We start from the raw sequence: 26,322 nt of genomic DNA, 5'->3' as shown, positions 1-26,322 counted from the left end.
GACGTGGCACGGAAGGCGTCGGGTGACGCGAGAGGTACGGGGTACGGACGGCGGGAGCCGCACGCCCCGGGCTCGGCCGGGTCAGACGTCGGCGCAGCGCGGACACATGGCGCTGGACAGGCGGCACAGATCGACGTGCAGCCGTGCGGCTCCGCAGCCGAACGCGCCCAGCAGGGCGGATGCGGAGCGGCGCGTGGCGAGCGGAGCGAGCAGCAGCGTGCCCGGCTTCTTCTCGCTCACGTCGTGGTCAACCATGCGGTCATCGTATCGATTCCCGGTCCGGTTACTGGAACCTCGTCCCATGATGCGAACGTTCGGCGCCGACAGGTGGGACGCGATCACGGGGGCATGAACGACAATCACGAGGTCACCATCGGACGATCCGGATCAGACGTACTCCGCCACGACCTCGACCTCTTCCTCGGTGATCACGCCGTCTACGATCCGGAACGAGCGGAACTGGAAGGGCCCGGCGTCGTCGGTGTCGGCGGTGGAGACCAGCACATAGTGGGCGCCGGGCTCGTTCGCGTAGGAGATGTCGGTGCGCGAGGGGTAGGCCTCGGTGGCGGTGTGCGAGTGGTAGATGATCACCGGCTCCTCGTCCCGGTCGTCCATCTCGCGGTAGAGCTTGAGCAGGTCGGAGGAGTCGAACTCGTAGAAGGTGGGCGAGCGGGCGGCGTTCAGCATCGGGATGAACCGCTCGGGACGGCCGCTGCCGGCCGGGCCGGCGACCACGCCGCAGGCCTCGTCGGGGTGGTCCTGGCGGGCGTGCTCGACGATCTGGTCGTAGAGCGCCTTGGTGAGGGTCAGCATGGCGCCAAGGATAGGTGGCGGGCCCGCACATACCGGAGAGTGGTACGTACGGGCCCGCATGCTGGACAGGGCGGCCCGGAACGCCGGACGGAACGGCTCGGGATGCCGGACGGAACGGACCGGTGCGAGCGGCTCAGTCCCGCTTCGCCGCGAGGCTCGCCGCCTCCCGCCGCTTGATGAAGAAGTGACCGACGGCGAGGATGAGCGCCCACACGGGAGCCGCGTAGAGCGAGATCCGGGCGTCCGGGTCCAGGGCCATCATCACGATCACCATGCCGATGAAGCACAGCGCGAAGATCGAGGTGTACGGGGCACCGGGAGCCTTGAATTCGGACTGCGGCAGCTCACCGCGGTTCGCCTTGGCGCGGTAGCGCAGCTGCGAGGCCAGAATGACGATCCAGGCCCACATACCGGAGATGGTGGCGAAGGAGACGACGTAGTTGAACGCCTCGCCCGGCCACTGGTAGTTGATCCAGACACCGAAGAGCATCATCGCGACCGAGACACCGGTACCCCAGGTGGGCAGTCCGTTCTTGCTCAGCTTGGTGAAGAACCTCGGGCCCTGGCCGTTGAGCGCGAGATCGCGCAGCATCCGGCCGGTGGAGTACATGCCGGAGTTGGCCGACGACAGCGCGGCGGTCAGCACGACGAAATTGACGATGCCGGCGCCGGCCGGCAGGCCGATCTGCTGGAAGGCGGCGACGAACGGGCTGACGTTCGGCTTGAAGACCGTCCAGCTGACGACGGACAGGATGATGATCAGCGCACCGATGTAGAAGAGGCCGATCCGCCACGGCACGGTGTTGATGGCCTTGGGCAGGACCTTCTTGGGATTGGTCGCCTCACCCGCGGTGACGCCGACGAGTTCGACGGCGAGGAAGGCGAACATCACGATCTGCAGCGTCATCAGCGTGCCGCCGATGCCCTTGGGGAAGAATCCGCCGTCGGACCACAGCAGGCTGAAGGACGCGGTGTCGCCGGCGTCGGAGAAGCCGAGCAGGATCACGCCGAGGCCGATCAGGATCATGCCGATGATCGCGGTGACCTTGACCATCGAGAACCAGAATTCCAGCTCACCGAAGATCTTCACGGAGATCAGGTTGATACCGAAGAGCGCGCACGTGAAGACGAGCGCCGAGACCCATTGCGGTATGCCCTCGTTCCAGTACTGGACATACGTGGCCGCGGCGGTCACTTCCGTGATGCCGGTGACCACCCAGAAAAGCCAGTACGTCCAGCCGGTCACGAAGCCGATGAACGGGCCGAGGAATTCCCGGCCGTACTCCGAGAAGGACCCGGAGACGGGCCGGTACATGAGCAGTTCGCCCAGGGCCCGCATGATGAAGAAAATGACCAGGCCGACGATGGCATAGGCCAGGATGATGCTCGGCCCGGCCTTTGAGATCGCCTTTCCGGCCCCGAGAAAGAGGCCGGTGCCGATGGCGCCACCAATGGCGATCATCTGGATCTGACGGCTTCCGAGACCGCGCTGATATCCCTCTTCAGGGGCTCTGCCGGCTGTCTCGCTTCCGTCGTTCTGCTTGCTGACCTGCACAGAGGTCATTAGTGGTGCGCCTCTCTCCATTACCGACCCGGCCAGTCCGGATCGGATCCCGATCCCCCCGGATGGAGTTCCCGCACGCCGACGGTCGGCCGGCGCAGCGCTCCCGCAGCGACAAGGGTGGCGTCACACACGGCAGGTCGTGAACATTTATCACGCAACTTCAGTGATCACTAGGGGTGACGCACGACACCCGTCCAGCAAAACCGGACAAAGAAGGGCAATCACCGGCAAGAAACATGGGACCGATGTGACGCGATCGATATCCGGACCGCCGTGTCCGCTGACCGAACGCGCAAGGCGAAGGCGGCATCAGGACAACAGGGACACGAAGGCGACAAGTGGTAAGGTTCAGTAACAGAGAGTAGTCGCGATGAGCCCGTCACCCAAGCCAAGCCGGCCCAGCCCCGCCCAGCCCAAGCCAACCAGCTCGGCTCACTCTGCTCGCTCGGCTCGGCGCAGCTCCGCTCAGCCCATCATCGACTCGACCAGCGTCTCCTGAAGTCCGCCGAGCCAGAGGTAGGCCATCACCATCGGCTTGCGCGGATCACTGTCCGGCAGGCGCAGCAGCTCGCCACCGTCCTCCTCGTCGGTGACCTCCAGGCGGGTGCCGATGGCCAGCCGGAGGTCGTTGAGCGCGCCCAGCCACTGCCGGCACTCGCCGGGCTTCAGCCGCAGCACCGCCTCCTCCCCGGAGGGCGAGAGGGCGTCCAGCGCCCGGATCAGCGCGAGGGCGTCCGTGCGCTTACGGGAACGCAGGTCGTTCTCCGTATAGCGGCGGAATTCGGCGGAGGCGGCACGGACGTCGTCGTCGGGGACGAGGTCCGGCCCCCCGTACGCGTCGGGGAAGAGCCGGGCCAGGACCGGATCGGCGGGCGGCTCGCTGGGGCCGTCGTTGAAGACCGACGCCAGCAGGTCCGCCCCCTCGCCCTCGGCGGGCTCCTCGCCCGGACCGACCAGCTCCATCAGCTGAACGGCGAGGCTGCGCAGGATGGAGATCTCGACCTCGTCGAGCGGTACGGCGGCGCCGCCGTCCGGCAGCGGCTCGAAGTGCCCGGTCATCGGCGGTCCTGCTGGAGAGTCGCCCACAGGCCGTAGCCGTGCATGGCCTGTACGTCCCGTTCCATTTCCTCGCGGCTGCCGCTGGAGACGACGGCGCGGCCCTTGTGGTGGACGTCGAGCATCAGTTGGTGCGCCTTGTCCTTGGAGTAACCGAAGTACGTCTGGAAGACATAGGAGACGTAGCTCATCAGGTTGATGGGGTCGTTGTGGACGATCGTGACCCACGGAACGTCGGGTTCGGGGACCTCGAAAGGGGCCTCGCTCGACTCGGGACGCTCGATCTCGACCGGGACGCTGAGCGTGCAGCGGTGCGGCCGCGGCGTGGTCGTGGGTGACGGGTGGGCGTTCACAGGCCCCATGCTGCCACCCGGGGGCGAGCGGTGCACAAATGCCCCTCGCACAGGCCACGTCGGCGTGCCACCCAACGGCGGCGGGGGCCCTCCACCGCCACCGGCGGCGCCGGGCAGGGTGTCCACCGGCGGCGCCGGGCAGGGGTGTCCGAAGCCACACCCTCACTATCGTCAAAGTGACGATAGTGAGGGGTAGGATCTCCTGCATGCCGCATCTCCCGGAGGCCGTGACATCAGCAGCCGCCGCCACGGGTCCCCCGACCCCCGGCCGGTGCCTGATACGGCATACATGGATGGAATTGCGAGGTATGCCGAAGTGAACGTTGGAGACCTGGGGCTGCCGGTGGCCGTGCCGTCGACCGCGCTCTTCACCGACCAGTACGAACTCACCATGCTGCAGGCCGCGTTGCGGTCCGGCACCGCGGACCGGCGCTCCGTCTTCGAGGTCTTCACCCGCCGGCTGCCCGAGGGCCGCCGCTACGGCGTGGTGGGCGGTACCGGCCGGGTACTGGACGCGGTGGAGAACTTCCGCTTCGACGAGACGATCCTCGGCTTCCTCCGGGAGCGCGGCATCCTCGACGGGCCGACGCTCGACTGGCTCGCCGACTACCGCTTCCGCGGTGACATCTGGGGCTACCCGGAGGGCGAGGTCTACTTCCCCGGCTCCCCGATCATGCGCGTCGAGGGCACCTTCGCCGAGGCCGTCCTCCTGGAGACGGTGATCCTCTCGATCCTCAACCACGACTCCGCGGTGGCCGCGGCCGCCTCCCGGATGTCGGTGGCGGCCGGCGAACGGCCCCTGATGGAGATGGGCGCCCGCCGCACCCACGAGCTCTCCGCGGTGGCCGCGGCCCGCGCCGCGTACGTCGGCGGCTTCCACTCCACCTCCGACCTGGCGGCCGGCTTCCGCTACAACATCCCCACCGTCGGCACCAGCGCACACGCGTTCACCCTGCTGCACGACACCGAGCGGGACGCCTTCACCGCCCAGGTCGACACCCTCGGCAGCGGCACCACGCTGCTGGTGGACACCTTCGACGTGGCCGAGGCGGTGCGCACCGCGGTGGAGGTGGCCGGCCCCGGCCTCGGCGCCGTACGGATCGACTCCGGCGATCTGCTGCTGATCGCCCACCGCGTGCGGCAGCAGCTGGACGAGCTGGGCGCCACCCACACCAAGATCGTGGTGACCAGCGACCTGGACGAGTACGCCATCGCCTCACTGGCCGCCGCGCCGGTGGACGCGTACGGCGTCGGCACCCAGCTGGTGACCGGCAGCGGGCACCCGACGTGCTCGATGGTCTACAAGCTGGTGGCCCGCGCCGACCGTGACGAACCGGGCGCCCCGCTGCGGCCGGTGGCCAAGAAGTCGATGGGTGCCAAGAGCTCGGCCGGCGGCCGCAAGTGGGCCGCCCGTCGGCTCGACGGCAGCGGCGTCGCGGAGGCCGAGGTCGTCGGCACCGGCCCCGTCCCGGCGGAGCTGGCGGAGCGCGTACTGCAGGTGCCGTTGGTGAGCGGGGGCACGGTGGTGGCCCGCGAGCCGCTGGAAGCGGCGCGCGACCGGCACATGGCCGCCCGGGCCGGGCTGCCGCTGTCGGCCACCCAACTGTCGCGCGGGGAGCCCGTCCTGCCGACCGACTTCGTCTGAGCGGCGGCTGGAGCCATCGGCCCGGCTGGAACCGCGGCTGGAACCGGGGCGTTGCTGCCTTGCGCTTGTGTCGCTGCCTTGTGACGCCTCCTTTGATCCGGCAACAATTACTGAGCGTTAGATGTTCCCCGCCGTGAGTGACAAGTTGCGGGGAGGGCGGGAGGGGGCGGTGCCCTACTCCCGGAAAGGCCGCGCAGTGGCTACCCTCGGTCACACCAACACACCGCGCCCCTCCCCGATTCCCAGGGCTCCCAGGATTTCCAGCCGGAAGGCACGCACCATGCACCGGGCATTGATCGTCGTTGATGTACAGAACGACTTCTGCGAGGGCGGCAGTCTCGCGGTGGCGGGAGGCGCGGACGTCGCGGCGGCCATCACCGATCTGATCGGGCAGGCGGCCGGCGGCGGCTACCGCTATGTCGTGGCCACCCGGGATCACCACGTCGACCCGGGCGAGCACTTCTCCGGCCGGCCGGACTACGAGCGGTCCTGGCCGGCGCACTGCGTGGCCGGCACGGAGGGCAGCGGCTTCCACCCGAACTTCGCCCCGGCGATCGCCTCCGGCGCGATCGACGCGGTCTTCTCCAAGGGGGCCTACACGGCCGCGTACAGCGGCTTCGAGGGCACGGACGAGAACGGCACCCCGCTCGCGGACTGGCTGTCCGCGCATGACGTCACCGAGGTCGATGTGGTCGGCCTCGCCACCGACTACTGTGTGCGCGCCACCGCGCTGGACGCGGTGAGCGCCGGGCTGCGGACGCATGTCCTGCTGGATCTGACGGCCGGGGTGGCCGCCCACACCACCGAGCGGGCGCTCGACGAGATGCGGGCGGCCGGTGCCGAGCTGTCCGGCAAGCCGGTGCTCGCGGGCAGCGGCGGCGTCTGACCAGGGGGCGTCAGGCGGCGTGTTTGCGGTCCGGGGGCGGCGTGCTCCTGGCGGGGCCCTGGGGCAGCGGACGGTTCGCCGGTCCGGGCGGGGTCGGCGGTACCCGCCACAGGGCCCGTATGGGGTGCCAGGACTCGGTGTCGTCGTCCGGGGCCTCGCGCCAGACGAGGCCGTCCGGGTGGTGCAGGACCGCCGTGATCTCGTCCGGGGTGGGCGGCACGGTGTTGCCGCGGAGGTAGACGGACCGCAGGCCGAGGTTGCGCAGCCTGGTCAGGGCGCGCTGGCGGTTCACGGCGTGGACGAGGACGCGGACCCGGCAACCGCAGTCGTAAGGACTCGCACCGGCACTCGACCCCGGCCCCGGTCGCGGGCCGTGGGGCGGCCTGGGCAGTGAGAGGGCGACCACCACGCTTCCGTCGGGAAGCCTGCTGAAGCCGCCACCGGACATGGACATATCTCCCCCGTGAGACTTGGCGTCAACAAGGAACTGCAGGATGCATCTAAACGCGAATCGGCCGCCGCCCGCTAGGGGGCAACGGCCGATTCGGCTCTGACCTGCAGTTTTACCTATCGCTTAGCGGCAGGTCCGACCTTGATCACCACCGTGGAGCCATCCTTGGCCTCCTTGGTGATCATGATTTTGGTGTTGGTGTCAGGAACGATCACGCCACCGGTCGGGTTCGCCTTGTCGTAGTAGACGCCGTGCCGGTCGTCGAAGGTCGTGACGCCCTTCTTGGACTTGATCGTCACCGGCTTGCCGTCGTTGTGGAGGGTGACGGCGTCGGTCGGGAAGCGGGTGAAGGTCGAGTCGTAGGACTGGAAGCGGTTGCGCATCAGCTTGCCGTCGGCCCACCGCTCGGCCTCGGGGTGCGCGTCGACCGGGAGGATCTGCCCGTGCCCGGGGTGCTTGCCGACGTTGTTGTCCTGCTGCGAGGTGTCCCACAGCCAGATCAGTACACCGTTCTGGTAGGGGAAGTGCTCCACCCAGCTCGGCCGGTCCGTGCGCCAGCCGAAGTTGTACGGGCCGGCCTTGAGGGTCTTGTCGTACGACACGTACTGGCGGTTCTCGACGAGGTAGTACTGCGGGTAGTCCTTGGTGAAGGACGCGCCGATACGCGAGAAGCCCTTGCTGGTCCAGCCGTTGTCCCCGTTGCCGGCGTTGCCCGCGTTGCCGCCCTGGCCGCCGTCCTCGGCGTTGTCGGTGAAGAGGGGCTTCCCGTCGGCGACGACGCCGATGGTGTCGGCCGCGAAGCCCTTCTGGGCGGCGCCGCCGTCGGTCTGGTAGCGGAAGCGCAGGTCGAACTTCTTGCCGGCGTAGGCGTCCAGCGGGTAGACGAGGTCCTGGTATCCCTCGACAGAGCCGGTCAGGGCGGGCTTGTCACTGCCGTCGCGCGGGAGGGCCCGGCCGCCCGCGGTACCGTCCAGGGCCGTCCAGTTGGCGCCGCCGTCGGTGGAGACCTCGGCGTAGAGGAAGTCGTAGTCCTTCTCGATGTCCCACCAGCCCTTGAGCGTCAGCGACGCCTTGGCCTTGCCGGTGAGGTCGACGGGCCGGGTGAGGGTGTTCTTGAGGTCGTTGCCCATACCGCTCCACCACTGCTTGGAGCCTTGCGCGGGCTTGACGATGTCGGTGGTGCGCCGCTTGGCGGGCAGTTCGACGACCACCGCCTGCTTGTCCTTGGTGTTGTACTCGGCGACGCCCAGCTTGTGGCTGGACTTGGTGGCGGCCTTCGCCTTGCCGTAGTTGAGCCAGCCCAGCTGCAGCTTGTCCCAGGCGCTCATGTCGCCGGGCAGGTCGCCGATGGTGTCCTTGCCGGTGCCGAGCCAGGAGCCGGCCGACATCAACGACCAGAAGTCCACGGAGGATTCGCCGGTTCCGGTGGTGTCGTACTCGTCCGGGAGGCCCAGGTCGTGACCGTACTCATGGGCGAAGACGCCGAGGCCGCCGTTCTCCGGCTGCATGGTGTAGTCGCCGACCCAGATGCCGGTGTCGCCGATCTGGGTGCCGCCGGCCTTGTTCTCCGCGGGACCGGTCTTTCCGGAGTCGGTGCCGTACGCGTACCAGCGGTGTGCCCAGAGGGCGTTGGTCTTCTGGGCACCGCCGCCGGCCGACTCGTCCTCGCCGGCGTGCACGATCTGGAAGTGGTCGATGTACCCGTCGGGCTCGTTGAAGTTGCCGTCGCCGTCGTGGTCGTAGCGGTCCCACTGGTCGTACGTGGCGAGGTCGGCCTTGATCTGGGCGTCGGTGCGGCCCTTGGCCTTCTGGTCCTTCACCCACTGGTTGACGCCGTCGCGGATCAGGTCCCAGGCGCTGGCGCAGTTGGTGTCGCCGCAGTAGTTGGAGCCGTAGCGGGCCTCGTTCCAGTCGACCTTGACCCAGTCGGAGACCTCGCCCTCGACCGAGTAGCGGCCCGAGGACTGCTTCTCGTAATACTTGGCGAGCGACTGCTTCTTCTTGTCGTGCGAGAAGTAGAGGTCCTGGAAGTGCTGCCGGTTGTAGTCCTTCTGCCAGGCCGTGCTGTTGTCGTGGGCACGGTCCGGCTCGGCTATCCGGTTGTGCGCCGGGCCCGGGTCGCCGCCGTACTTCTTCTCCGGGGGCTTGGGACCGTCGCCGTCCGGGTCGAACATCGTGGTGTCGTCGACCTTGTCGCCGAACTCCACGAGGATGGTGAAGATCCGGTCGGTCTTCTCCCGGGCCAGCTCGACGTACTTGCTCCTGCCGAGCTTGACGACCTGGGAGCCGCCCCGTTTGGTCGCCTTGGCGTCACCGGCGATGACCTGCTGCAGCGCTTCCTTGCGGTCGGCCGCCTGCCGGTCGCTGAACGGGCCCTTGAGATCGTGGTCCACGCTCCGTTCGGGCGCCGGGTCCTGGCGCGCGGCGACGGGCGACGGATCCTGCGGGTCGGCGATCGCCACCCCTGACGACAAAGCGGCCGCCCCGATCGCGGCGATCGCCGTGGCCAGGGCGGCCGATCTGAACACCCTTCTCTGATCTCTCACTTGGCGCGGTCCTCCCCTTCGAACACGGTCACTGTTCGAGGGCATTCGACCGGAAGTACGCCGGAAAAGACAGATCTTGACTTGGGCACGTCAGCGAAGTACGTTACTCGATCCGCGCGTCACGGAATCCGTGCGTCCGGGCATCGGTGCGTCAGGGCATCCGTGCGCAAAAAATGCGGCCGGGCCGGGGCGGATATGCCCGCCGGGCATGCGCCCCCGCTCGAACAGGGATGACTCCCCCATGCGTACGAAGACGCCCCGGCGATGTGCGCCCCCGTGCTCCCGCACCGTGGGTTAGGTCACGCTTACTTGGCGTTCCGTGCGGGCAGTGAGGACCGTAAGCTCGTGTCGCCGGCGCACCTTTGCGCGACACCGCCGTCACCGACACCGCCGTCACCGACGCCGTCGTGAACGGACGCCGCTGTGAACGGACACCGCGCCCCTCACACCGCCGATCCCCCGAGGACGGATTCCGCCATGCCTCGTCCGACCGCCGCCCAGCTCGTCTACGGTTCGGCCACCGTCTTTCTCGCCACCCTCGCGATGCTGCTGCTCTCGCAGACGCGGACCGGAACCGGGGTCGCGGTCATCGCCGTCGCCGGGCTCGGGCTCGGGCTGCTCGTCGCCGTGACAGCCCCGGCCCCGAAGGTGTCCGCAACGGCCAAGGCGGCCAAGGCCGCCGGGGTGACCGGGGTGACCGGGCCGGCCAGGGCGTCGCGCGTGGTCCGCCGGCAAGCCGTACGGGCCAAGTCGCCTGCCGCGCCCGCCCCGTTGGAGCACTCGCACTGCCCGCGCTGAGCGGAACCTCGCGCCGAGCGGACCGGGGTTCGTGTCCGGCAGCTACCCGGTCTGCGTGGAGACCACCACCGTCTTCGCCGCCTTGTCGTGCAGACACTGCTGATACGGCTTGTCCCAGGTGCACCACAGGACGTTGACCAGCCAGAAGAGGAAGCCACAGCAGGGCACGATCTCCGGCAGCGTATAGACCGCGGCCCGGATCCAGGCCGCCTGGGCAGTCGGGACGGAGCCGTTGGAGAGCATCGCCACCCGGATCCCCATCGCCATTTTGCCGACGGTCTGGCCGCGGTGGGCCAGCGTCAGCCCCTCGTAGACGAGGTACGCCAGCATCGTGACGCCCGAGACCGTGGTCTGCTTGCCGGCCTCCGCATTGCTGGTGCTGAGGTAGTCCACGCCGCCGATGATCAGCGTCATGATCACGGATACCGGTACACCGATGAGGATCGCGTCGATGATGCGGGCCACCAGACGGCGGCCACGGTTCGCCAGCGGGGGCATCCCGGCCAGCGGGTCGGCCGCCGCCCCGTACGGTCCGCCGTACTGACCGCCGTAGGGATCACCGGCATACGGTCCGCCGCCCGGCGGGGGGCCTCCCGGGGGCGGCCCTCCTGGAGGCGGACCTCCCGGCGGGGGCGCTCCCGGAGGCGGGCCTCCCGGCGGGGGCGCTCCCGGAGGCGGGCCTCCCGGCGGGGGCGCGCCTCCGCCGCCGCCCGGGCCGCCGCCCTGCGGTGCGTCGTGATGCGGGGAGCCGTTGCCGGGTTGCTCGGTACTCATGGCCCGAGTCGACCCCTTGCCGCGGCCGGGCGCATCCGGCGAAGTCCGTTCGGGCTACCGGGCGCCCACCCGGCGGGTCAACCGGACCCGGGTCGGCCGGACCCGGGTCAGCCGTAGGCGAGTCAGGCGTAGGCGAGTCAGGCGGACGCGACGAACGTCCGCGCCACCTTGTCGTGCCAGCACTGCCGCCACGGCTTGTCGAAGACGCACCACACCGCGTTCACCACACCGACGACCAGCACACCGAGCACGCTGTAGACGAACCAGCGCTTGAGCGCGGCGCCGAGCGTCGGGGTGTCGTGGCTCTCGATGTCGAGGACCCGTACCCCGCAGAGCTTCTTGCCCAGGGTGCGGCCCCACTTGAGGACCGGCAGCGCCTCGTACAGCGCGCCGCCGATCAGCAGCACGGCGAGGATCGTGGCGAGGACCGGTGCGGTGGTGCCGTCGAGGAGGTAGACCGTCACCTGGCGGCCGGACTGCCGGGCCGCCTCGACCTTGGCGTCGATGTGCTCCGTGACGGTGCTCCACATCGGGACCGCCACCGCCGCGGTGGCCGCGCCCAGCACCAGGGTGTCGATCAGCCGGGCGGCCAGCCTGCGGCCGAGCCCGGCCGGGTGGCCCTGTGCGGCCTGCGCGGCCGCGAAGAAGGCGTCGGCGCTCGGCGGCTTCCAGGGGAGCACGCCCTCGGCGCCGTCACCCTGCGGTCCGGGAGCGGCGCCGCCCTGCGCCGGGAAGCCGGCCGGGGGCACGGACGCCTGCTGGGCGGACATCGGCTGGACGGGAGCCTGTGCGGCGGAGGGCTGTGGGGAGGAGGGCGGCTGGACGGACGCCGGGTGGCCGGGGGCCTGGTGCGGCGCGGCCGGACGGCCCTGCTGCCGGTCCCCGACGGACGGCAGCGACTGCGGGGCGCCGCCACCGGGCGCGGCGGACTGCGGCCGGCCACCGCCGCCGAGCCGGATCGCCATCGTCTCATTGCCCTTGGCGGGCGCGGCAGGTGACGCGGGATTGCCGGATGTGGCGGGTGTGCCGGCGTCCGGCCGTACCGCCCGGATGGCCGCGGTGCCCTGATCGCCGGAGTCCGGGCGGCGCGCGGCCGGGTTGACGGCGCGGATGGGGACCGTCCCGTCGGCCCGCCCCTCGGGGGTGCGCGGCGCGGGCGCGGACGCGGCCGACGAGGGCATACCGGGCACCTCGGCCGCCCCGGCACTGGCACCGGCGCCCGCCCCGTCAGCGCCCTGCTCGTCGCGCTGCGGCGGCACCGCGCCCCAGGACGCGGCAGGCGACGGCGCGCCCGCGGGCGTACGGTCCGGCGCTCCCCAGGAGACCCGGTCGCCGTCGCCGAAGCCGCTCTGCCGGGAGGCGTCGGCCTGCCAGGCGGAGGCCGGTTCGGTCTCACCGCCGCGGCGTGCCGGGGGGAGGCCGCTGCCGCCGCCGTCCGGCCCGTCCTCGTCGAGGAAGACCGGTCCGGTCTCCTCGACAGCGGGCGTCGCGGGGGCGGCCGGGGATCCCCCCTGACCGACAGGAGTCGGGAGCTCGGGGGACGGCGGCGGGACCGCACCGGGCGGCGGCGCGGGCATCGCCTCACCCTCCGCGGGCGCGGGCCGGCTGGTGCCCGGCACCCATGCGGCACCGTTCCAGTACCGGATGTAGCCGGGGATGGACGGATCCGGGTAGAAGCCCGGTGTGGGGCTGCCGCCGGCGGATCCTGCGGTAGGGGCGCTCATGTCCGAAGTCCCGTATCTGTACTCGGCCTGGTGGGTGTGGGCAGCAGTCTGCCGCAACGCGGCGTCCACATCTATCAGACGCGGGGCGCCTCGGCCCTCCTGCCCGTTCACGACCACCTGGAAGAGATCCCGGAAAAAAGTTGTACGAAGTCGTGTAAGAGTCCGGCGTCCGGCGCCTCTCCAGTCCGTGCGGGCCAGGTCCCAGGTCCGCGCGGACAAACGAGAGAGGCATACCTCATGCACATCGTGGTGGAACGAGAGCTGGAGCTGGAACTGGTCCTGTCGCCGGAGCGAAGCGTTCCGGTGCCGGCCCGGCTGACGTACCGGGCGGATGACCCCTACGCCGTCCATGTCACCTTTCATGTGGGTTCGGACTCACCCGTGACGTGGACGTTCGCCCGCGAACTGCTCGTCGAGGGCGTGTTCCGGCCGTGCGGCCAGGGGGATGTCCGGGTGTGGCCGAGGAAGGTGAACGGCCGGAGCGTGGTCGGCATGGCGCTGAACTCGCCGGACGGCGAGGCCGTGCTGGAGGCGCCGGCCTCGGCGGTCTCCGCGTGGCTGGAGCGCACCCTGCGGCTGGTCCCGCCGGGTTCCGAGCAGGGGCACCTGGGCCTCGACAAAGGGCTGAGCGAACTGCTGGCACTGGCGCCGGGGGACGACCTGTGGCCGGGCGGCAGCCGGTCCGGGGACGAGTCCCCGGAACCCGGGGCGTGACGGGGTGCCCGGGAGGCCGCCCGAGGGGCCATCCGAGGGGCCTGCCTCACCCGCGGTACGCCTCCAGCAGGCGCAGCCAGACCTCGCTGATCGTCGGGAAGGCCGGGACCGCGTGCCACAGGCGCTCGAGGGGGACCTCGCCGGCCACCGCGACCGTCGCGGAGTGCAGCAGTTCGCCGACGCCCGGGCCGACGAAGGTGGCACCGAGCAGGATCTCCCGGTCCGGGTCGACGACCATACGGGCGCGGCCGCGGTAGCCGTCCGCGTAGAGGGCGGCGCCGGCCACCGCGCCCAGGTCCTGGTCGACCACCCGGATCCGGTGCCCGGCCCGCTCCGCCGCGGCGGCGGTCAGGCCGACCGCGGCGACCTCGGGGGCGCTGAAGACGACCTGCGGGACGGCGCGGGTGTCCGCGGTGGCGGCGTGTGCGCCCCAGGGGTCGGACTCCAGGATCGGCACGCCCCGGGCGCGCGCGGCGATCGCGGCGCCGGCGATCCGGGCCTGGTACTTGCCCTGGTGTGTCAGCAGGGCGCGGTGGTTGACGTCACCGACGGCGTAGAGCCAGCCGCCGGTCACCTCCGTCACCCGGCAGCTGTCGTCGGCCTCCAGCCAGGAGCCGGGCTCCAGGCCGACCGTCTCCAGGCCGAGGTCCTCGGTGCGCGGCAGCCGGCCGGTGGCGACCAGCAGTTCGTCGGCGACGATCTCGTCGCCGGTGTCGAGGACGACGGTCACCGGACCGCCCGGGGCCTCGCGGCGCACCTCGCGCACCTCGACGCCGGTACGCAGGAACGCCCCCGCCTCGGCGAGGGATTCGGCGACGAGGTGACCGGCGAACGGCTCCATACGGGGCAGCAGGCCGTCACCGCGTACGAGGAGGGTGACCGAGGCGCCCAGGGCTCGCCAGGCGGTGGCCATCTCGACGCCGACCACGCCGCCGCCGAGCACCACCAGGCGGCCCGGCACGGCCTTGGCGCTGGTGGCTTCGCGGCTGGTCCAGGGCCGGGCCCGGTCGAGGCCGGGGATGGCCGGCAGCATCGGGCGGCTGCCGGTGCAGACCGCGACGGCGTGGCGGGCGGTGAGGACGCGGCCGCCGCCGACGGTGACCCGGCGGGGTCCGGCGAGCCGTCCGGGTCCGCGTACGAGGTCGATGCCGGCCGAGTCCAGCCAGCGGACCTGGCCGTCGTCCTTCCAGTACGAGGCGAAGGCGTCGCGGTGGGCGAGGACGGCGGGCGCGTCCAGGGGGCCGGTCACGGCGTCCTGCAGGCCGGGGACGCGGCGCGCCTCGGAGCGGGCGGTGACCGGGCGGAGCAGCGCCTTGCTGGGCATGCACGCCCAGTAGGAGCACTCGCCGCCGACCAGCTCGCTCTCCACGATCACCGCGCTCAGCCCGGCGGCGCGCGCCCGCTCGGCGACGTTCTCGCCGACGGGGCCCGCGCCCAGCACGACGACGTCGTACGCATCCGTGCGGGCGTCGGCCCCGGGCCGGGTCGCTTCGGTCGCTGCCATCGGCTTCGCTCCCTGGGTGCGCGGGTCCTTCCGCCATCCTCCGCCCGGGACGCGGTCAGCGCATCCGGCGCTCGATCTCTTCCTTCGCCTCGACGAGGCCGGAGCCGGTCAGCTCGCGGTGCACCTTGATCGCCTGGATCTTCTTGCCCCGCGCCAGCAGGTCGTCGATCTCGGCCAGCCGGGGGTCCTCGGGCTCCTGGACACCGGCCTCGGCCAGCAGCAGGTCGACCTTCCGCTCCAGCCGCTGGAGCCGGCGGTCCAGCGCCTTGGAGCGGCGGTCGGACGCCGAGGTGATCATGGCGACGGCGATCACGGCGAGGAGGAGGGCGGGGAGGAGGTATTCCATGGTGGCGACTCTACGGGGCGGGGGCGGGGCGGCGGGGCATGAGCACGACAGGGGTGTGCACCCCCTGTCTTTGCCACAACGGCGCAGGTCCGGAAGAGCTTCCCCGATGTCGGATACGGGTCAGAATAGCTTTCCCGGGTTCAGGAGGCCCTGGGGGTCGAGGGCTTGTTTGATGGTGTGGTGCAACTCCAGGGCGACCGGGTCCAGTTCGCGGGCGAGCCACTCCTTCTTCAGGACTCCGACGCCGTGTTCGCCGGTGATGGTGCCGCCGAGGGCGAGGCCGAGCGCCATGATCTCGTCGAAGGACTCGCGGGCGCGGCGCTCCTCGTCCGGGTCGGCCGGGTCGAAGCAGACCAGGGGGTGGGTGTTGCCGTCGCCGGCGTGTGCGCAGACGCCGATGGTCAGGCCGTACTTCTCGGCGATGGCGGCGGTGCCCTCGAGCATGGCGGCGAGCCGGGAGCGCGGGACGCACACATCGTCGATCAGCATGGCGGGCTTGAGCCGCTCCAGGGCCGTGAAGGTCAGCCGGCGGGCCTGGAGGAGCAGTTCGGACTCGGCGGCGTCCTCGGCGGGGACGACCTGGGTGGCCCCGGCCGCCTCGCACAGCGCGCCGACGGCGGCCAGGTCGGCGGCCGGGTCGGGGGTGTCGAAGGCGGCCAGCAGCAGCACCTCGGTGGACTCCGGCAGGCCCATCTGCGTCATGGCGTTGACGGCGCGGATGCTCGTACGGTCCATCAGCTCCAGCAGTGAGGGGGCGTGGCCGCCGGCCATGATCTCGCAGACCGCCCGGCCGGCCGCGGCCACGGAGGCGAACTCCGCGACGAGGGCGAGCTGTCGGGGCGGTGCGGGCTTCAGGGCGAGGGTGGCCCGGACGACGACGCCGAGGCTGCCCTCGGAGCCGACAAAGAGCCGGGTGAGGTCGTAGCCCGCCACGCCCTTGGCAGTACGGCGGCCGGTCCTCAGCAGGCGGCCGTCGGCGAGGACGACCTCCAGGCCGAGGACGTACTCGGCGGTGACCCCGTACTTGACGCAGCACAGGCCGCCGGCGGCGGTGCCGATGTTCCCGCCGATGGTGCAGGTCTCCCAGCTGGAGGGGTCGGGCGGGTAGCAGAGGCCGTGTTCGGCGACGGCGCGGGAGAGGACGGCGTTGATGACGCCGGGCTCGACGACCGCGAGCCGGTCGACGGGGTTGATCTCCAGGATGCGGTCCATCTTGACGAGGGACAGCACGATGCAGCCGTCGGCGGCGTTGGCGGCGCCCGATACGCCGGTACGGGCGCCCTGGGGGACGACGGGGACGCCCAGCGCGGTCGCGGTGCGCATCACGTGCTGGACCTGTTCGACGGTGCGCGGCAGCACGACGACGGCGGGGGTGCCGGCCGCGCAGAAGTTGGCCATGTCGCGGGCGTAGGAGCCGGTGACGTCGGGGTCGGTGAGGAGGGCCGCTTCGGGGAGTCCGGCGCGCAGGCGTTCGATGAGGTCCATGCGGTCAGCGTGGCATCCGTGGGCCGTACACGGAAGATCGCGTACGGCCCATCGGGCGGCCGGCGCGCAGCGCTGTCTTCTGGGGGTGGAGGTCGGGCGACGGGCGGGCGGTCGCGGCGGCGGGCTCAGAGGTTGCCGCGGCGCTCCTGTTCGCGCTCGATCGCCTCGAAGAGGGCCTTGAAGTTGCCCTTGCCGAAGCCGAGGGAGCCATGCCGTTCGATCATCTCGAAGAAGACCGTGGGTCGGTCCTGGACCGGCTTGGTGAAGATCTGCAGCAGGTAGCCGTCCTCGTCGCGGTCGGCGAGGATCTTCAGTTCGCGCAGTTCGTCGACGGGGACGCGGGTGTCGCCGACCCACTCGCCGAGGGTGTCGTAGTACGCGTCGGGGACGTCGAGGAACTCGACGCCGGCGGCGCGCATCTGGCGGACGGTGGCGACGATGTCGTTGGTGGCGAGGGCGATGTGCTGGACGCCCGGGCCGCCGTAGAACTCCAGGTACTCGTCGATCTGCGACTTCTTCTTCGCGATCGCCGGCTCGTTGATCGGGAACTTGACCTTCTTGGTGCCGTCGGCGACGACCTTGGACATCAGGGCGGAGTACTCGGTGGCGATGTCGTCGCCGACGAACTCCTTCATATTGGCGAAGTGCATGACGTTCTTGTAGAAGTCCACCCACTCGTTCATCCGGCCCAGCTCGACGTTGCCGACGCAGTGGTCGATGGCCTGGAAGAACCTCTTCTTCACGGGGGCGACCAGAGGCGCCACGGCCTCGTAGCCGGGCAGGTAGGGGCCGTCGTATCCGGTGCGCTCGACGAGGGTGTGCCGGGTCCGGCCATAGGTGGCGATGGCGGCCAGGACGACGCTGCCGTGGTCGTCCTTGAGCTCGTAGGGCTCCTCCAGGCCGGTCGCGCCGTGGGCGACGGCGTACGCGTAGGCGGCGCGGGCGTCGGGGACCTCGATGGCGAGGTCGACGACCCCGTCGCCATGGGCCGCGACATGGTCGGCGAGGAAGCGGCCCCGGTCGGTGGTGGGTTTGATGACGGAGGTGAACACGAAGCGGGCGCCGCCGGACTCGAGCACATAACTCGCGGTCTCCCGGCTGCCGTTCTCCGGCCCGGAGTAGGCGACCCGTTTCATACCGAAGGCGGTGGAGTAGTAGTGCGCGGCCTGCTTGGCGTTGCCGACGGCGAAGACGACCGCGTCCATCCCCTTGACCGGGAAGGGGTCCGCCTGCCGAGCCGAGCGGGGGGCAATGGTCTGGGTGTGCATCGTGGTGTCTGCCATGGCGGCAGAGTCTCTCCGATCCACAAGGTGCGCAATAGTTTGTGAATCCGATGGGCATTATGCCTAGCGGCTGGGCGGTTTCACCGGGCTATCTGTACATGATGACCATCGAAATCGAGGGAGCACGCGATGGCGATCGATCATTTGGACGGGGCGTTGCTGGTCCTGCTCGCCGAGGAGCCGCGAATCGGTGTGCTGGAGGCGTCGCGGCGGCTCGGGGTGGCGCGCGGGACGGTGCAGGCGCGCCTGGACCGGCTTCAGTCGAATGGAGTGATCAGGGGCTTCGGGCCGGATGTGGACCCGGCGGCGCTCGGCTATCCGGTCACCGCGTTCGCCACGCTGGAGATCAAACAGGGGCAAGGCAGTGACGTACGGGCCCATTTGGCCACCGTTCCGGAAGTACTGGAGCTGCATACAACGACGGGACATGGGGACATGTTCTGCAGGCTCGTCGCCCGGTCCAACGCCGATCTCCAGCGAGTGATCGACCGGGTGGTGGGATTTGATGGCATTGTGCGGGCCTCGACGGCGATCGTCATGGAAAATCCGGTCCCGTTGCGGATCATCCCGCTGGTGAAGCAGGCGTCGGGGGCCTGAACCCGGGGCCTGGGCCCGAACCCGGGCCCGAACCCGGGGCCCGGACCGGACGCCCGGCCGGACGCGGAGCCCGCACGCCCGAGGAGGCGACGGTGAGTTTCTGGGAGTACGTCGGCACCCGGCGCACCCAGCTGCTGACGGATACGTTCCAGCACGCCAGCGCGGTCTTCCAGTGCATGGTGATCGCCACCCTGCTGGGGGTCCTCATCGGCGTCGTCACGTACCGCAGCGAATGGGCGGGCAGCCTCGCCACGACCGCCACCGCCACCATCCTGACGATCCCGTCGCTGGCGATGATCGGCCTGCTGATCCCGGTCGTCGGCCTCGGTGTCGCCCCGACGGTGACGGCACTGACCCTGTACGGGCTGCTGCCAGTGGTCCGGAACGCGATCGTCGGGCTGCGCGGGGTGGACCCGGCGCTGGTCGACGCGGCCAAGGGCATCGGGATGTCCCGCGCCGCCCGGCTCTTCCGGGTCGAACTGCCGCTGGCCTGGCCGCCGATCCTCACCGGCATCCGGGTCGCCACCCAGATGCTGATGGGCATCGCCGCGATCGCCGCCTTCGCCTCCGGCCCCGGGCTCGGCAACGAGATCTTCCGCGGGATCTCGTCGCTGGGCAGTGCCAACTCCGTCAACCAGGTGCTGGCCGGCACCCTCGGGATCGCCGTCCTCGCGCTCCTCTTCGACGCCGTGTACGTCCTGATCGGACGCCTGACCATCTCCAGGGGGATCCGTGCCTGAGACCAACGGGACAGCCGGAACGGACGGGATAGCCGGGACGGCGGGACGCGCCGGGCCCGCCGCGCAGCCCGCCGCCGGGACCGGTGCCGGCGCCGCCACCGGCGCGCGGATCGAGCTGGAGAACCTGACGAAGACCTACCCGGGCGCCCCGCAGCCCGCGGTGGACAACGTCACCATGGACATCAGGGCCGGCGAGACGGTGATCTTCGTCGGGCCCTCGGGCTGCGGCAAGTCCACCACCCTGAAGATGATCAACCGGCTGATCGAGCCGACCTCCGGGCGGATCCGGATCGGCGACGAGGACGTCACCCGCATCGACCCGGTCGGGCTGCGCCGCAAGGTCGGCTACGCCATCCAGGCCTCCGGCCTCTTCCCGCACATGACCGTCGCCCAGAACATCTCCCTGGTCCCCAGGATGCTCGGCTGGCCCCGGACGAGGATCCGGCACCGGGTCGAGGAGATGCTCGACCTGGTCGGCCTGGACCCCGGCGAGTTCCACGGCCGCTACCCCCGTCAGCTCTCCGGCGGCCAGCAGCAGCGCGTCGGGGTGGCCCGGGCGCTCGCCGCCGACCCGCCCGTGCTGCTGATGGACGAGCCGTTCGGCGCCGTCGACCCGATCACCCGCGACCACCTCCAGGACGAGCTGATCCGGCTCCAGCACGAGCTCCGCAAGACCATCTGCTTCGTCACCCACGACTTCGACGAGGCCATCAAGCTCGGCGACCGCATCGCGGTGCTCCGCGAGCGCTCGCACATCGCCCAGTTCGACACCCCCGAGGCCATCCTCACCAACCCCGCCGACGAGTTCGTCTCCGGCTTCGTGGGCGCCGGCGCCGCGCTCAAACGGCTGAACCTCACCCGCGTACGGGACGTCGGCGTGGTGGACTTCCCCACCGCCACCCTCGACGACCCACTGGAGACGATCTTCGACCGGCTGCGCTCCGGCTCCCACAACGAACTGCTGCTGCTGGACCGCAACCGGCGCCCGTACAAATGGCTGCGGCGCGGTGACCTGGCGCGCGCCAAGGGGTCGCTGGCGCGGGCCGGGACGCTGGTGCAGCACACCGTGACCCGGGACGCCACGCTGCGCGACGCGCTGGAGGCGGTGCTCACCGACAGCTCGGGCCGGGCCGCGGTCACCGGACGGCGCGGCCAGTACACCGGCGTGGTCGACATGGAGACGCTGATGAACAACGTGCACGAGCTGCTGGAGGCGGACCGGCTGGACGCCATCGAGCACCAGCACCGGCTCCAGGAGCAGCGCGCCCGCCAGACACAGCTGGCGCAGGAAGGGCTGGAGGCGTGACGGCCGGCGGCGCGGGTCCCGACGGAGGCGGTGCGCTCCCGGACGACATCGGGACGGCGGCGCGGGAGCGGGACCGGGCGGCCGGTGCAGCGCCCGGTGAGGCGGCAGGCGAGGCGGCGGGTGAGGCGCCCGCTCCGTCCGCACCGCCCGGGGGCCGCCGGATCAGCTGGCAGAAGTGGACGTTCATGCCGGCGTTCCTGGCCGTGGCGCTGCTGGCCACCTGGCTGTGGTTCCGTGGCGCCCGGCTGGACTCCCTCGCCCACCAGGCGGTGGACAACGGCAAGGTGTGGCTGGCGCTGCGCCAGCACCTCGAACTCACCGGCGTCTCCACCTTCTTCGTCCTGATCATCGCGATCCCGCTGGGCATCGCGCTGACCCGGTCCGGGCTGCGCCGGGCCACGCCGCTCGCGGTGGCGTTCGCCAACCTCGGGCAGGCCGTGCCCGCCCTGGGCCTGCTGGTCCTGCTGGTCATCTGGCTGGGCATCGGCGCCCGCGCGGCGATCACCGGCATGGTCGTCTACGCGGTGCTGCCGGTCCTCGCCAACACCATCGCCGGGCTCCGGGGGATCGATCCGACGCTGACCGAGGCCGCCCGCGGTATCGGCATGTCCCCCACCGGCGTCCTGGCCAAGGTCGAACTCCCGCTGGCGGTACCGCTGATCCTGGCCGGTGTGCGCACCGCACTGGTACTGAACGTCGGCACCGCGACACTGGCCACCTTCGGCGGTGGCGGCGGCCTCGGCGATCTGATCTCGGCGGGGATCGTCACCCAGCGGATGCCCGTACTGATCCTCGGGTCGGTGCTGACCGTGGCGCTCGCCCTGCTGGTCGAGTGGCTGGCCTCGCTCGCCGAACTGCTGCTGCGGCCACGGGGGCTGGAGGTGGGGAGCTGATGGCAGCCCGCCGTCCCCGCCGCCGTACGGCCGTGGTGGCGCTGGCCGGGGCGCTGCTCGTCGCCGCGGCGGCCGGGCTGAGCGGCTGCGGCCTGGTCAGCGGCAGCCCGATGGCCGACGACGTCACGCCCGGCACCGTCGGCCGGGGCCTGCCCCTCAAGGGCGCCCGGCTCACCGTCACGTCCAAGGAGTTCACCGAGAACCTCGTGCTCGGCCAGATCATGGGCCTGGTCTTCGAGGCGGCCGGCGCGACGGTCGTCGACCGGACCAACATCCAGGGCACGATCGGCGCCCGCGAGGCGGTGCGGACCGGCGCCGCGGACGGGATGTACGAGTACACCGGCACCGGCTGGATCACCCACCTCGGCCATGAGAAGCCGATCGCCGACCCGCACGAGCAGTGGCGGGCGGTCCGCGACGAGGACCGGGCGAACGGCCTCGTGTGGCTGCCGCCGTCCGCCCTGAACAACACCTACGCGCTGGCACTGAACGCCGCGAACGAGAAGAAATACCGGGTTCGGACCCTCTCGGACCTCGCCGCGCTGCTCCGGAGGGACCCCGGCGCGGTCACCCTGTGCCTCGAGAACGAGTTCGTCACCCGCAACGACGGCCTGCCCGGTATGGCCAGGGCGTACGGCATGACCATCCCCGCCGGCAACATCCGCAAGATGTCCGCCGGCGTCGTCTACACACAGGTGGTCCGGGGCACCGCCTGCACCTTCGGTGAGGTCTACACCACCGACGGCCGGATCCAGGCCATGGGCCTGACCGTCCTCGCCGACGACAGGCGCTTCTTCCCGAACTACAACGCCGCGCCCGAGATGAACGCCGCGACGATGCGGAAGTACCCGCAGATCGCCGCGCTGCTCGCGCCGGTCACCAAGGCCCTCGACAACACCGTCGCCCGGGAACTGAACCGCAAGGTGGACGTGGACGGCGAGGACCCGCACGAGGTGGCCAAGGACTGGCTGCTGCGCGAGGGCTTCATCAAGGAGGGGTGACCCGCGGGGGAAGGGGTGGCCCACGGGGGGAAGGGGTGCCCCCGAGGCCAGGCTCCGGCGGACCGCTCAGCAGCTGGGCACGGTGTCCCCGGCTCGCAGCGCCTTCAGCGCGTCCACCGCGCCGTTCAGGGTGCTGACGGGGATCAGCCGCATCCCCTCCGGCAGCTCGACCCGCGCGGCCGCGCACTCCTCACGGGGGACCAGGAACACCGAGGCGCCGTCGCGGTGCGCGGCCTGGGTCTTCAGCGGAACCCCGCCGACCGCCCCGACCTCCCCGCTCGCGCTGATCGTGCCCGTCCCGGCGATCGTCCGCCCACCGGTCAGGTCGTGGCCGGCGCCGTCACCGTCCAGCTTGTCGACGATGCCGAGGGCGAACATCAGGCCGGCGCTCGGCCCGCCGATGTCCGCGAGGCTCAGCTTGACCTTCACGTCCTTGGGGGACCTGTTCAGCCGCCGGAGCGCGGCCGCGGCGGCGGTGTCCTGGGACTGCCTCATCTGCCGGGCGTTGTGCTCGGCGATCTCCTCGGTGCTGTCACCGACCGGGTAGACCGACTCCCTGGGCATCACGGCCTGGTCCGTGCGGAACCAGCCCCGGACGATGTCCGGCAGGCGGACCGGGGCGTCCGGGCCGGTCGCGACGATGGCGGTCATCCGCAGCTGGCCGGTCGTCCGGCGGGTCCCGGCGCCGGAGATGGCGATCACCGGCTTGCCCTTGTCGTCCCCGAGGACGTTCACGGTCGTGCCCGGATACGCCACCGAGTACGGCAGCGGGGCGAACGCCGCGGTGGCGAGCAGGGCGAGGACCAGGGCGGTGCAGAGCGCCAGAGCGCGAGCGCGGGAAGACACCCGGCCACCCTAATTCACCCCTGTCCCACCCGCCCGGCCCGCGCGACGCCGCCGCCCTCCGCCGGACCGGACCGGCCGGCGCTCAGCGGAGCGCCTCGGACACCTCCCGGGCCGCGTCGATCACCCGCTTCCCGACCCGCTCCGAGACGGTGTCGGCGAGCATGACGACCCCGACGCTGCCCTCGATGCCGTTCACCCCGAGCAGCGGCGCCGCCGCCCCGCTCGCCCCGGCCTCCAACTCCCCGTGCGTCAGGGCGAGTCCGGCGTCCTGCGTCCGGCCCTGGCGGGCCTTGAGGATCGCCCGGCCGGCGGCCCCGCGGTCCAGCGGATGCCGGAATCCGGCCCGGTAGGCGACGTGGTAGTCGGTCCAGGTCGGCTCCACCACGGCGACGGCGAGCGCCTCCGTACCGTCGACCAGGGTGAGGTGCGCGGTGGCCCCGACGTCCTCGGCCAGCGACCGCAGCGCGGGCAGCGCGGCCTGTCTGACCAGCGGGTGCACCTGGCGGCCCAGGCCCAGTACGCCCAGGCCCACCCGGGCCCGGCCGCCGATGTCGCGGCGCACCAGGGCGTGCTGCTCCAGCGTGGCCAGCAGTCGGTAGACCACGGTGCGGTTGACGCCGAGCTTGTGGGACAGCTCGGTGACGGTCAGCCCGTGGTCGGTGTCGGCGAGCAGTTTGAGGACGCGCAGTCCCCGGTCGAGTGTCTGGGAGGTCTCCGCGGTCACGACGCCCCTCCTGGTGTGAGTGGCGGCGCTCCGGACCGGCGCGCTGCGGTTCCGGAGCAGCGCGCGCTGGAGGCCGCCGGCCGCGTGGCACCGGCTGCGCTCCGCGGCGGCGTTGCCACGGGGCGTGCGTGTGACCGGGACAGTAGCGATCCGGTCCGGTCAGCGGAAGAGTCCGTCCAGAATCCGGGCCCCGCCGTCCGGAACATCCTGATTCGTCCGCCCGGGGAGGGGCGTATGGACGTTTCAACGAGGGCTACGAACCACCGGCCGCGCCCCCACCACACCAGAGCCCCTCACCGCGTCCGGGCCCGTCACCGCATCCGGGTGGCCCACTCCCGTACCTTCTTGATCCGCTCGGTCAGCTGCCCGGCGGTGGCCTCCGCGCTCGGCGGCCCGCCGCACACCCGCCGCAGCTCGGTGTGGATCACCCCGTGCGGTTTGCCGCTCTGGTGGACATACGCCCCCACCAGCGTGTTCAGCTGCTTCCTCAGCTCCAGCAGCTCCTTGTGGGTGACCACCGGGCGCCGCTCGGCGGGGATCTCCAGCAGATCCGCCTCCGCGTCCGGCTTCTTCCGGCTGTGCGCGATCTGCCGGGCCTGCCGCTTCTGCAGCAGCAGCTGCACCTGGTCGGGCTCCAGCAGCCCCGGGATACCCAGGTAGTCCTGCTCCTCCTCGCTGCCCGGGTGCGCCTGCATTCCGAACTCGGCGTTGTTGAAGAGCACCCGGTCGAAGACCGCGTCGGACTCCAGGGCCTCGAAGGGCAGCTGGTCCTGCTCCCCGGTGTCCTCGTCCTGCTGCTTGTTCGCCTCGTCCATCTCCTTCTCGGACGCGGCGTACGGGTCCTCTTCCTCCCCGTCCTTCTTCGGCTTGTCGAGCACGTGGTCGCGCTCGACCTCCATCTCATTCGCGAACCCGAGCAGCGCCGGAACGGTCGGCAGGAAGACGGAGGCGGTCTCACCGCGCTTGCGGGACCGCACGAAGCGGCCGACCGCCTGCGCGAAGAACAACGGCGTCGAGATCGTCGTGGCGTACACGCCCACCGCCAGCCGCGGCACGTCCACGCCCTCGGACACCATCCGCACCGCCACCATCCAGCGGTCCTGCGAGGACGAGAAGTCGTCGATGCGCTGCGAGGCACCGGAGTCGTCGGACAGCACCAGCGTGGCGCCCTCACCGGTGATCTCCCGGATCAGCTTGGCGTACGCCCGGGCCTGCTCCTGGTCCGAGGCGATCACCAGCGCGCCCGCGTCCGGAATGGCCTTGCGGACCTCGGTCAGCCGCTGATCGGCGGCCCGCAGCACATTGGGCATCCACTCGCCGCGCGGGTCCAGGGCCGTCCGCCAGGCCTGCGAGACCGCGTCCTTGGTCATCGGCTCACCGAGCCGCGCCGCTATCTCGTCACCGGCCTTCGTCCGCCAGCGCATGTTGCCGCTGTAGGAGAGGAAGATGACCGGCCGGACGACGCCGTCGCCCAGCGCGTTCCCGTACCCGTACGTGTAGTCCGCGGCCGACCGCCGGATCCCGTCGTTCCCCTCCTCGTACGTGACGAAGGGGATGGGGTTGGTGTCGGAGCGGAACGGCGTACCGGTCAGCGCGAGCCGCCGGGTGGCCGGCTCGAACGCCTCCAGGCAGGCCTCACCCCAGGACTTCGAGTCGCCCGCGTGGTGGATCTCGTCGAGGATCACCAGGGTCTTGCGCTGCTCGATGCGGTTGCGGTGCAGCATGGGCCGTACGCCCACCCCGGCGTAGGTCACCGCCACACCGTGGTACTCGCGGCCCAGCGGCCCGGCGCTGTACTCCGGGTCGAGCTTGATCCCGAGCCGCGCCGCCGCCTCCGCCCACTGCTTCTTCAGGTGCTCGGTCGGTGCGACGACCGTCACCTGCTGCACGACGTGGTGGTGCAGCAGCCAGGAGGCGAGGGTGAGCGCGAACGTCGTCTTGCCGGCCCCGGGCGTCGCCACGGCGAGGAAGTCTCTCGGCTGCGTCTGGATGTACCGGTCCATGGCCGCCTGCTGCCAGGCACGCAGCTTGTTCGCGGTACCCCAGGGGGCCCGCCCCGGGAAGGCCGGGGACAGGTGGTGATTGTTGGTGGCGCTGGTGGTGGTAGTCACGGTCTCCGTCGGGTGGGGTCGGGGATCGGCAACAACGCGCCAGCCTAACCGCTGCGCTTGGCCGGCTTCCCACGTCGTCGTCTGCGGCACCGTACCTCCGTTTCGCCGTTGCGCCTGCGGCGGGCGTGGGTGGGTCGGGCGCGGGTCCGCTCCTCCGGACTG

General features: G+C 71.2%; 25 protein-coding genes. 9 read left to right on the top strand and 16 right to left on the bottom strand.

Going from position 1 to position 26,322, the window contains the following annotated elements; translation table 11 throughout:
• Positions 1-81: 81 nt before the first annotated feature.
• The 5 genes from AZE13_RS34080 to clpS form a co-directional block, all read right to left on the bottom strand.
• Positions 82-255: a putative leader peptide gene (locus AZE13_RS34080; protein ID WP_309302195.1), complete on the bottom strand. Its 174-nt coding sequence runs from the start codon at positions 253-255 to the stop codon at positions 82-84.
• Positions 256-387: 132 nt separating this feature from the next.
• Positions 388-813, bottom strand: coding sequence for a Mov34/MPN/PAD-1 family protein (locus AZE13_RS16030; RefSeq protein WP_066931595.1), 426 nt, complete (start codon positions 811-813; stop codon positions 388-390).
• Positions 814-946: 133 nt separating this feature from the next.
• On the bottom strand, positions 947-2,377 hold the full coding sequence (locus tag AZE13_RS16025; RefSeq protein WP_066931593.1) for an amino acid permease: 1,431 nt from the start codon (positions 2,375-2,377) through the stop codon (positions 947-949).
• A gap of 465 nt (positions 2,378-2,842) precedes the next feature.
• Positions 2,843-3,436: a DUF2017 domain-containing protein gene (locus AZE13_RS16020; RefSeq protein WP_066931591.1), complete on the bottom strand. Its 594-nt coding sequence runs from the start codon at positions 3,434-3,436 to the stop codon at positions 2,843-2,845.
• On the bottom strand, positions 3,433-3,786 hold the full coding sequence (gene clpS / locus AZE13_RS16015; protein WP_066931588.1) for an ATP-dependent Clp protease adapter ClpS: 354 nt from the start codon (positions 3,784-3,786) through the stop codon (positions 3,433-3,435). Before clpS ends, AZE13_RS16020 begins: the two co-directional genes overlap by 4 nt.
• 316 nt (positions 3,787-4,102) lie before the next feature.
• On the opposite strand from clpS, the gene AZE13_RS16010 reads away from it, so the two are divergent.
• Both AZE13_RS16010 and AZE13_RS16005 read left to right on the top strand, forming a co-directional pair.
• Positions 4,103-5,431, top strand: coding sequence for a nicotinate phosphoribosyltransferase (locus AZE13_RS16010; RefSeq protein WP_066931587.1), 1,329 nt, complete (start codon positions 4,103-4,105; stop codon positions 5,429-5,431).
• A gap of 280 nt (positions 5,432-5,711) precedes the next feature.
• Positions 5,712-6,317: an isochorismatase family protein gene (locus AZE13_RS16005; protein WP_066931584.1), complete on the top strand. Its 606-nt coding sequence runs from the start codon at positions 5,712-5,714 to the stop codon at positions 6,315-6,317.
• Between the two features lie 10 nt (positions 6,318-6,327).
• Here the strand turns inward: AZE13_RS16005 and AZE13_RS16000 are convergent, their stop codons facing one another.
• Both AZE13_RS16000 and AZE13_RS15995 read right to left on the bottom strand, forming a co-directional pair.
• Complete coding sequence (locus AZE13_RS16000) at positions 6,328-6,765, bottom strand: hypothetical protein (RefSeq protein ID WP_258527829.1); 438 nt, start codon at positions 6,763-6,765, stop codon at positions 6,328-6,330.
• 119 nt (positions 6,766-6,884) lie between these two features.
• Entirely contained in the window at positions 6,885-9,314 is a 2,430-nt protein-coding gene (locus AZE13_RS15995) for an immune inhibitor A domain-containing protein (RefSeq protein WP_107288362.1), read from the bottom strand.
• Between the two features lie 477 nt (positions 9,315-9,791).
• Between AZE13_RS15995 and AZE13_RS15990 the strand changes: the two genes are divergently transcribed.
• On the top strand, positions 9,792-10,112 hold the full coding sequence (locus AZE13_RS15990) for a hypothetical protein (protein ID WP_066931580.1): 321 nt from the start codon (positions 9,792-9,794) through the stop codon (positions 10,110-10,112).
• Positions 10,113-10,154: 42 nt separating this feature from the next.
• Here AZE13_RS15990 and AZE13_RS39035 read toward each other — a convergent pair whose 3' ends face one another.
• Positions 10,155-10,610 (bottom strand): RDD family protein, encoded by a 456-nt coding sequence (locus AZE13_RS39035; RefSeq protein ID WP_309302194.1) that lies wholly within the window; start codon positions 10,608-10,610, stop codon positions 10,155-10,157.
• Positions 10,611-11,023: 413 nt separating this feature from the next.
• Entirely contained in the window at positions 11,024-12,610 is a 1,587-nt protein-coding gene (locus AZE13_RS15980) for an RDD family protein (protein WP_066931961.1), read from the bottom strand.
• Between the two features lie 237 nt (positions 12,611-12,847).
• Here AZE13_RS15980 and AZE13_RS15975 point away from each other — a divergent pair, with 237 nt between their 5' ends.
• Complete coding sequence (locus AZE13_RS15975) at positions 12,848-13,324, top strand: SsgA family sporulation/cell division regulator (RefSeq protein WP_066931576.1); 477 nt, start codon at positions 12,848-12,850, stop codon at positions 13,322-13,324.
• A 46-nt stretch (positions 13,325-13,370) separates the two neighbouring features.
• Here the strand turns inward: AZE13_RS15975 and AZE13_RS15970 are convergent, their stop codons facing one another.
• The 4 genes from AZE13_RS15970 to hppD form a co-directional block, all read right to left on the bottom strand.
• A complete protein-coding gene (locus AZE13_RS15970) occupies positions 13,371-14,828 on the bottom strand; it encodes a dihydrolipoyl dehydrogenase family protein (protein ID WP_066931574.1) in 1,458 nt (485 codons plus the stop codon).
• 55 nt (positions 14,829-14,883) lie between these two features.
• Positions 14,884-15,174: a hypothetical protein gene (locus AZE13_RS15965; RefSeq protein ID WP_066931572.1), complete on the bottom strand. Its 291-nt coding sequence runs from the start codon at positions 15,172-15,174 to the stop codon at positions 14,884-14,886.
• A 120-nt stretch (positions 15,175-15,294) separates the two neighbouring features.
• Positions 15,295-16,659 (bottom strand): FAD-binding oxidoreductase, encoded by a 1,365-nt coding sequence (locus tag AZE13_RS15960; protein WP_066931570.1) that lies wholly within the window; start codon positions 16,657-16,659, stop codon positions 15,295-15,297.
• Positions 16,660-16,784: 125 nt separating this feature from the next.
• Positions 16,785-17,942 carry a 4-hydroxyphenylpyruvate dioxygenase gene (hppD, locus tag AZE13_RS15955; RefSeq protein WP_066931568.1) on the bottom strand — a complete coding sequence of 386 codons (1,158 nt, stop codon included), beginning with the start codon at positions 17,940-17,942 and terminating at the stop codon, positions 16,785-16,787.
• Between the two features lie 129 nt (positions 17,943-18,071).
• On the opposite strand from hppD, the gene AZE13_RS15950 reads away from it, so the two are divergent.
• The 5 genes from AZE13_RS15950 to AZE13_RS15930 all read left to right on the top strand — a co-directional run bounded on the left by AZE13_RS15950 (position 18,072) and on the right by AZE13_RS15930 (position 22,479).
• Complete coding sequence (locus AZE13_RS15950; RefSeq protein ID WP_066931566.1) at positions 18,072-18,539, top strand: Lrp/AsnC family transcriptional regulator; 468 nt, start codon at positions 18,072-18,074, stop codon at positions 18,537-18,539.
• A gap of 92 nt (positions 18,540-18,631) precedes the next feature.
• Positions 18,632-19,279, top strand: a complete 648-nt coding sequence (locus tag AZE13_RS15945; protein WP_066931564.1) for an ABC transporter permease — start codon at positions 18,632-18,634, stop codon at positions 19,277-19,279.
• On the top strand, positions 19,272-20,585 hold the full coding sequence (locus AZE13_RS15940; protein WP_079124050.1) for an ATP-binding cassette domain-containing protein: 1,314 nt from the start codon (positions 19,272-19,274) through the stop codon (positions 20,583-20,585). The genes AZE13_RS15945 and AZE13_RS15940 overlap by 8 nt, the downstream gene beginning before the upstream one ends.
• A 47-nt stretch (positions 20,586-20,632) precedes the next feature.
• The gene (locus AZE13_RS15935) at positions 20,633-21,478 is read left to right on the top strand and encodes an ABC transporter permease (RefSeq protein WP_066931957.1); all 846 of its coding nucleotides are present in this window, start codon (positions 20,633-20,635) and stop codon (positions 21,476-21,478) included.
• Positions 21,478-22,479 (top strand): glycine betaine ABC transporter substrate-binding protein, encoded by a 1,002-nt coding sequence (locus AZE13_RS15930; protein WP_066931561.1) that lies wholly within the window; start codon positions 21,478-21,480, stop codon positions 22,477-22,479. Before AZE13_RS15935 ends, AZE13_RS15930 begins: the two co-directional genes overlap by 1 nt.
• A 66-nt stretch (positions 22,480-22,545) precedes the next feature.
• On the opposite strand, the gene AZE13_RS15925 is transcribed toward AZE13_RS15930, so the two are convergent.
• The 3 genes from AZE13_RS15925 to AZE13_RS15915 all read right to left on the bottom strand — a co-directional run bounded on the left by AZE13_RS15925 (position 22,546) and on the right by AZE13_RS15915 (position 26,160).
• Positions 22,546-23,325: a S16 family serine protease gene (locus tag AZE13_RS15925; RefSeq protein ID WP_066931558.1), complete on the bottom strand. Its 780-nt coding sequence runs from the start codon at positions 23,323-23,325 to the stop codon at positions 22,546-22,548.
• A gap of 82 nt (positions 23,326-23,407) precedes the next feature.
• Positions 23,408-24,049: an IclR family transcriptional regulator gene (locus tag AZE13_RS15920; RefSeq protein WP_066931555.1), complete on the bottom strand. Its 642-nt coding sequence runs from the start codon at positions 24,047-24,049 to the stop codon at positions 23,408-23,410.
• Positions 24,050-24,360: 311 nt separating this feature from the next.
• Positions 24,361-26,160, bottom strand: a complete 1,800-nt coding sequence (locus tag AZE13_RS15915) for a DEAD/DEAH box helicase (protein ID WP_066931554.1) — start codon at positions 26,158-26,160, stop codon at positions 24,361-24,363.
• Between the last annotated feature and the right edge of the window lie 162 nt (positions 26,161-26,322).

Source organism: Streptomyces sp. NBRC 110611 (assembly GCF_001590865.1).
Lineage (GTDB): Bacteria > Actinomycetota > Actinomycetes > Streptomycetales > Streptomycetaceae > Streptomyces.
The sequence above is the reverse complement of the archived record's forward strand: the minus strand, read 5'-3'. Positions and strand labels throughout refer to the sequence as shown.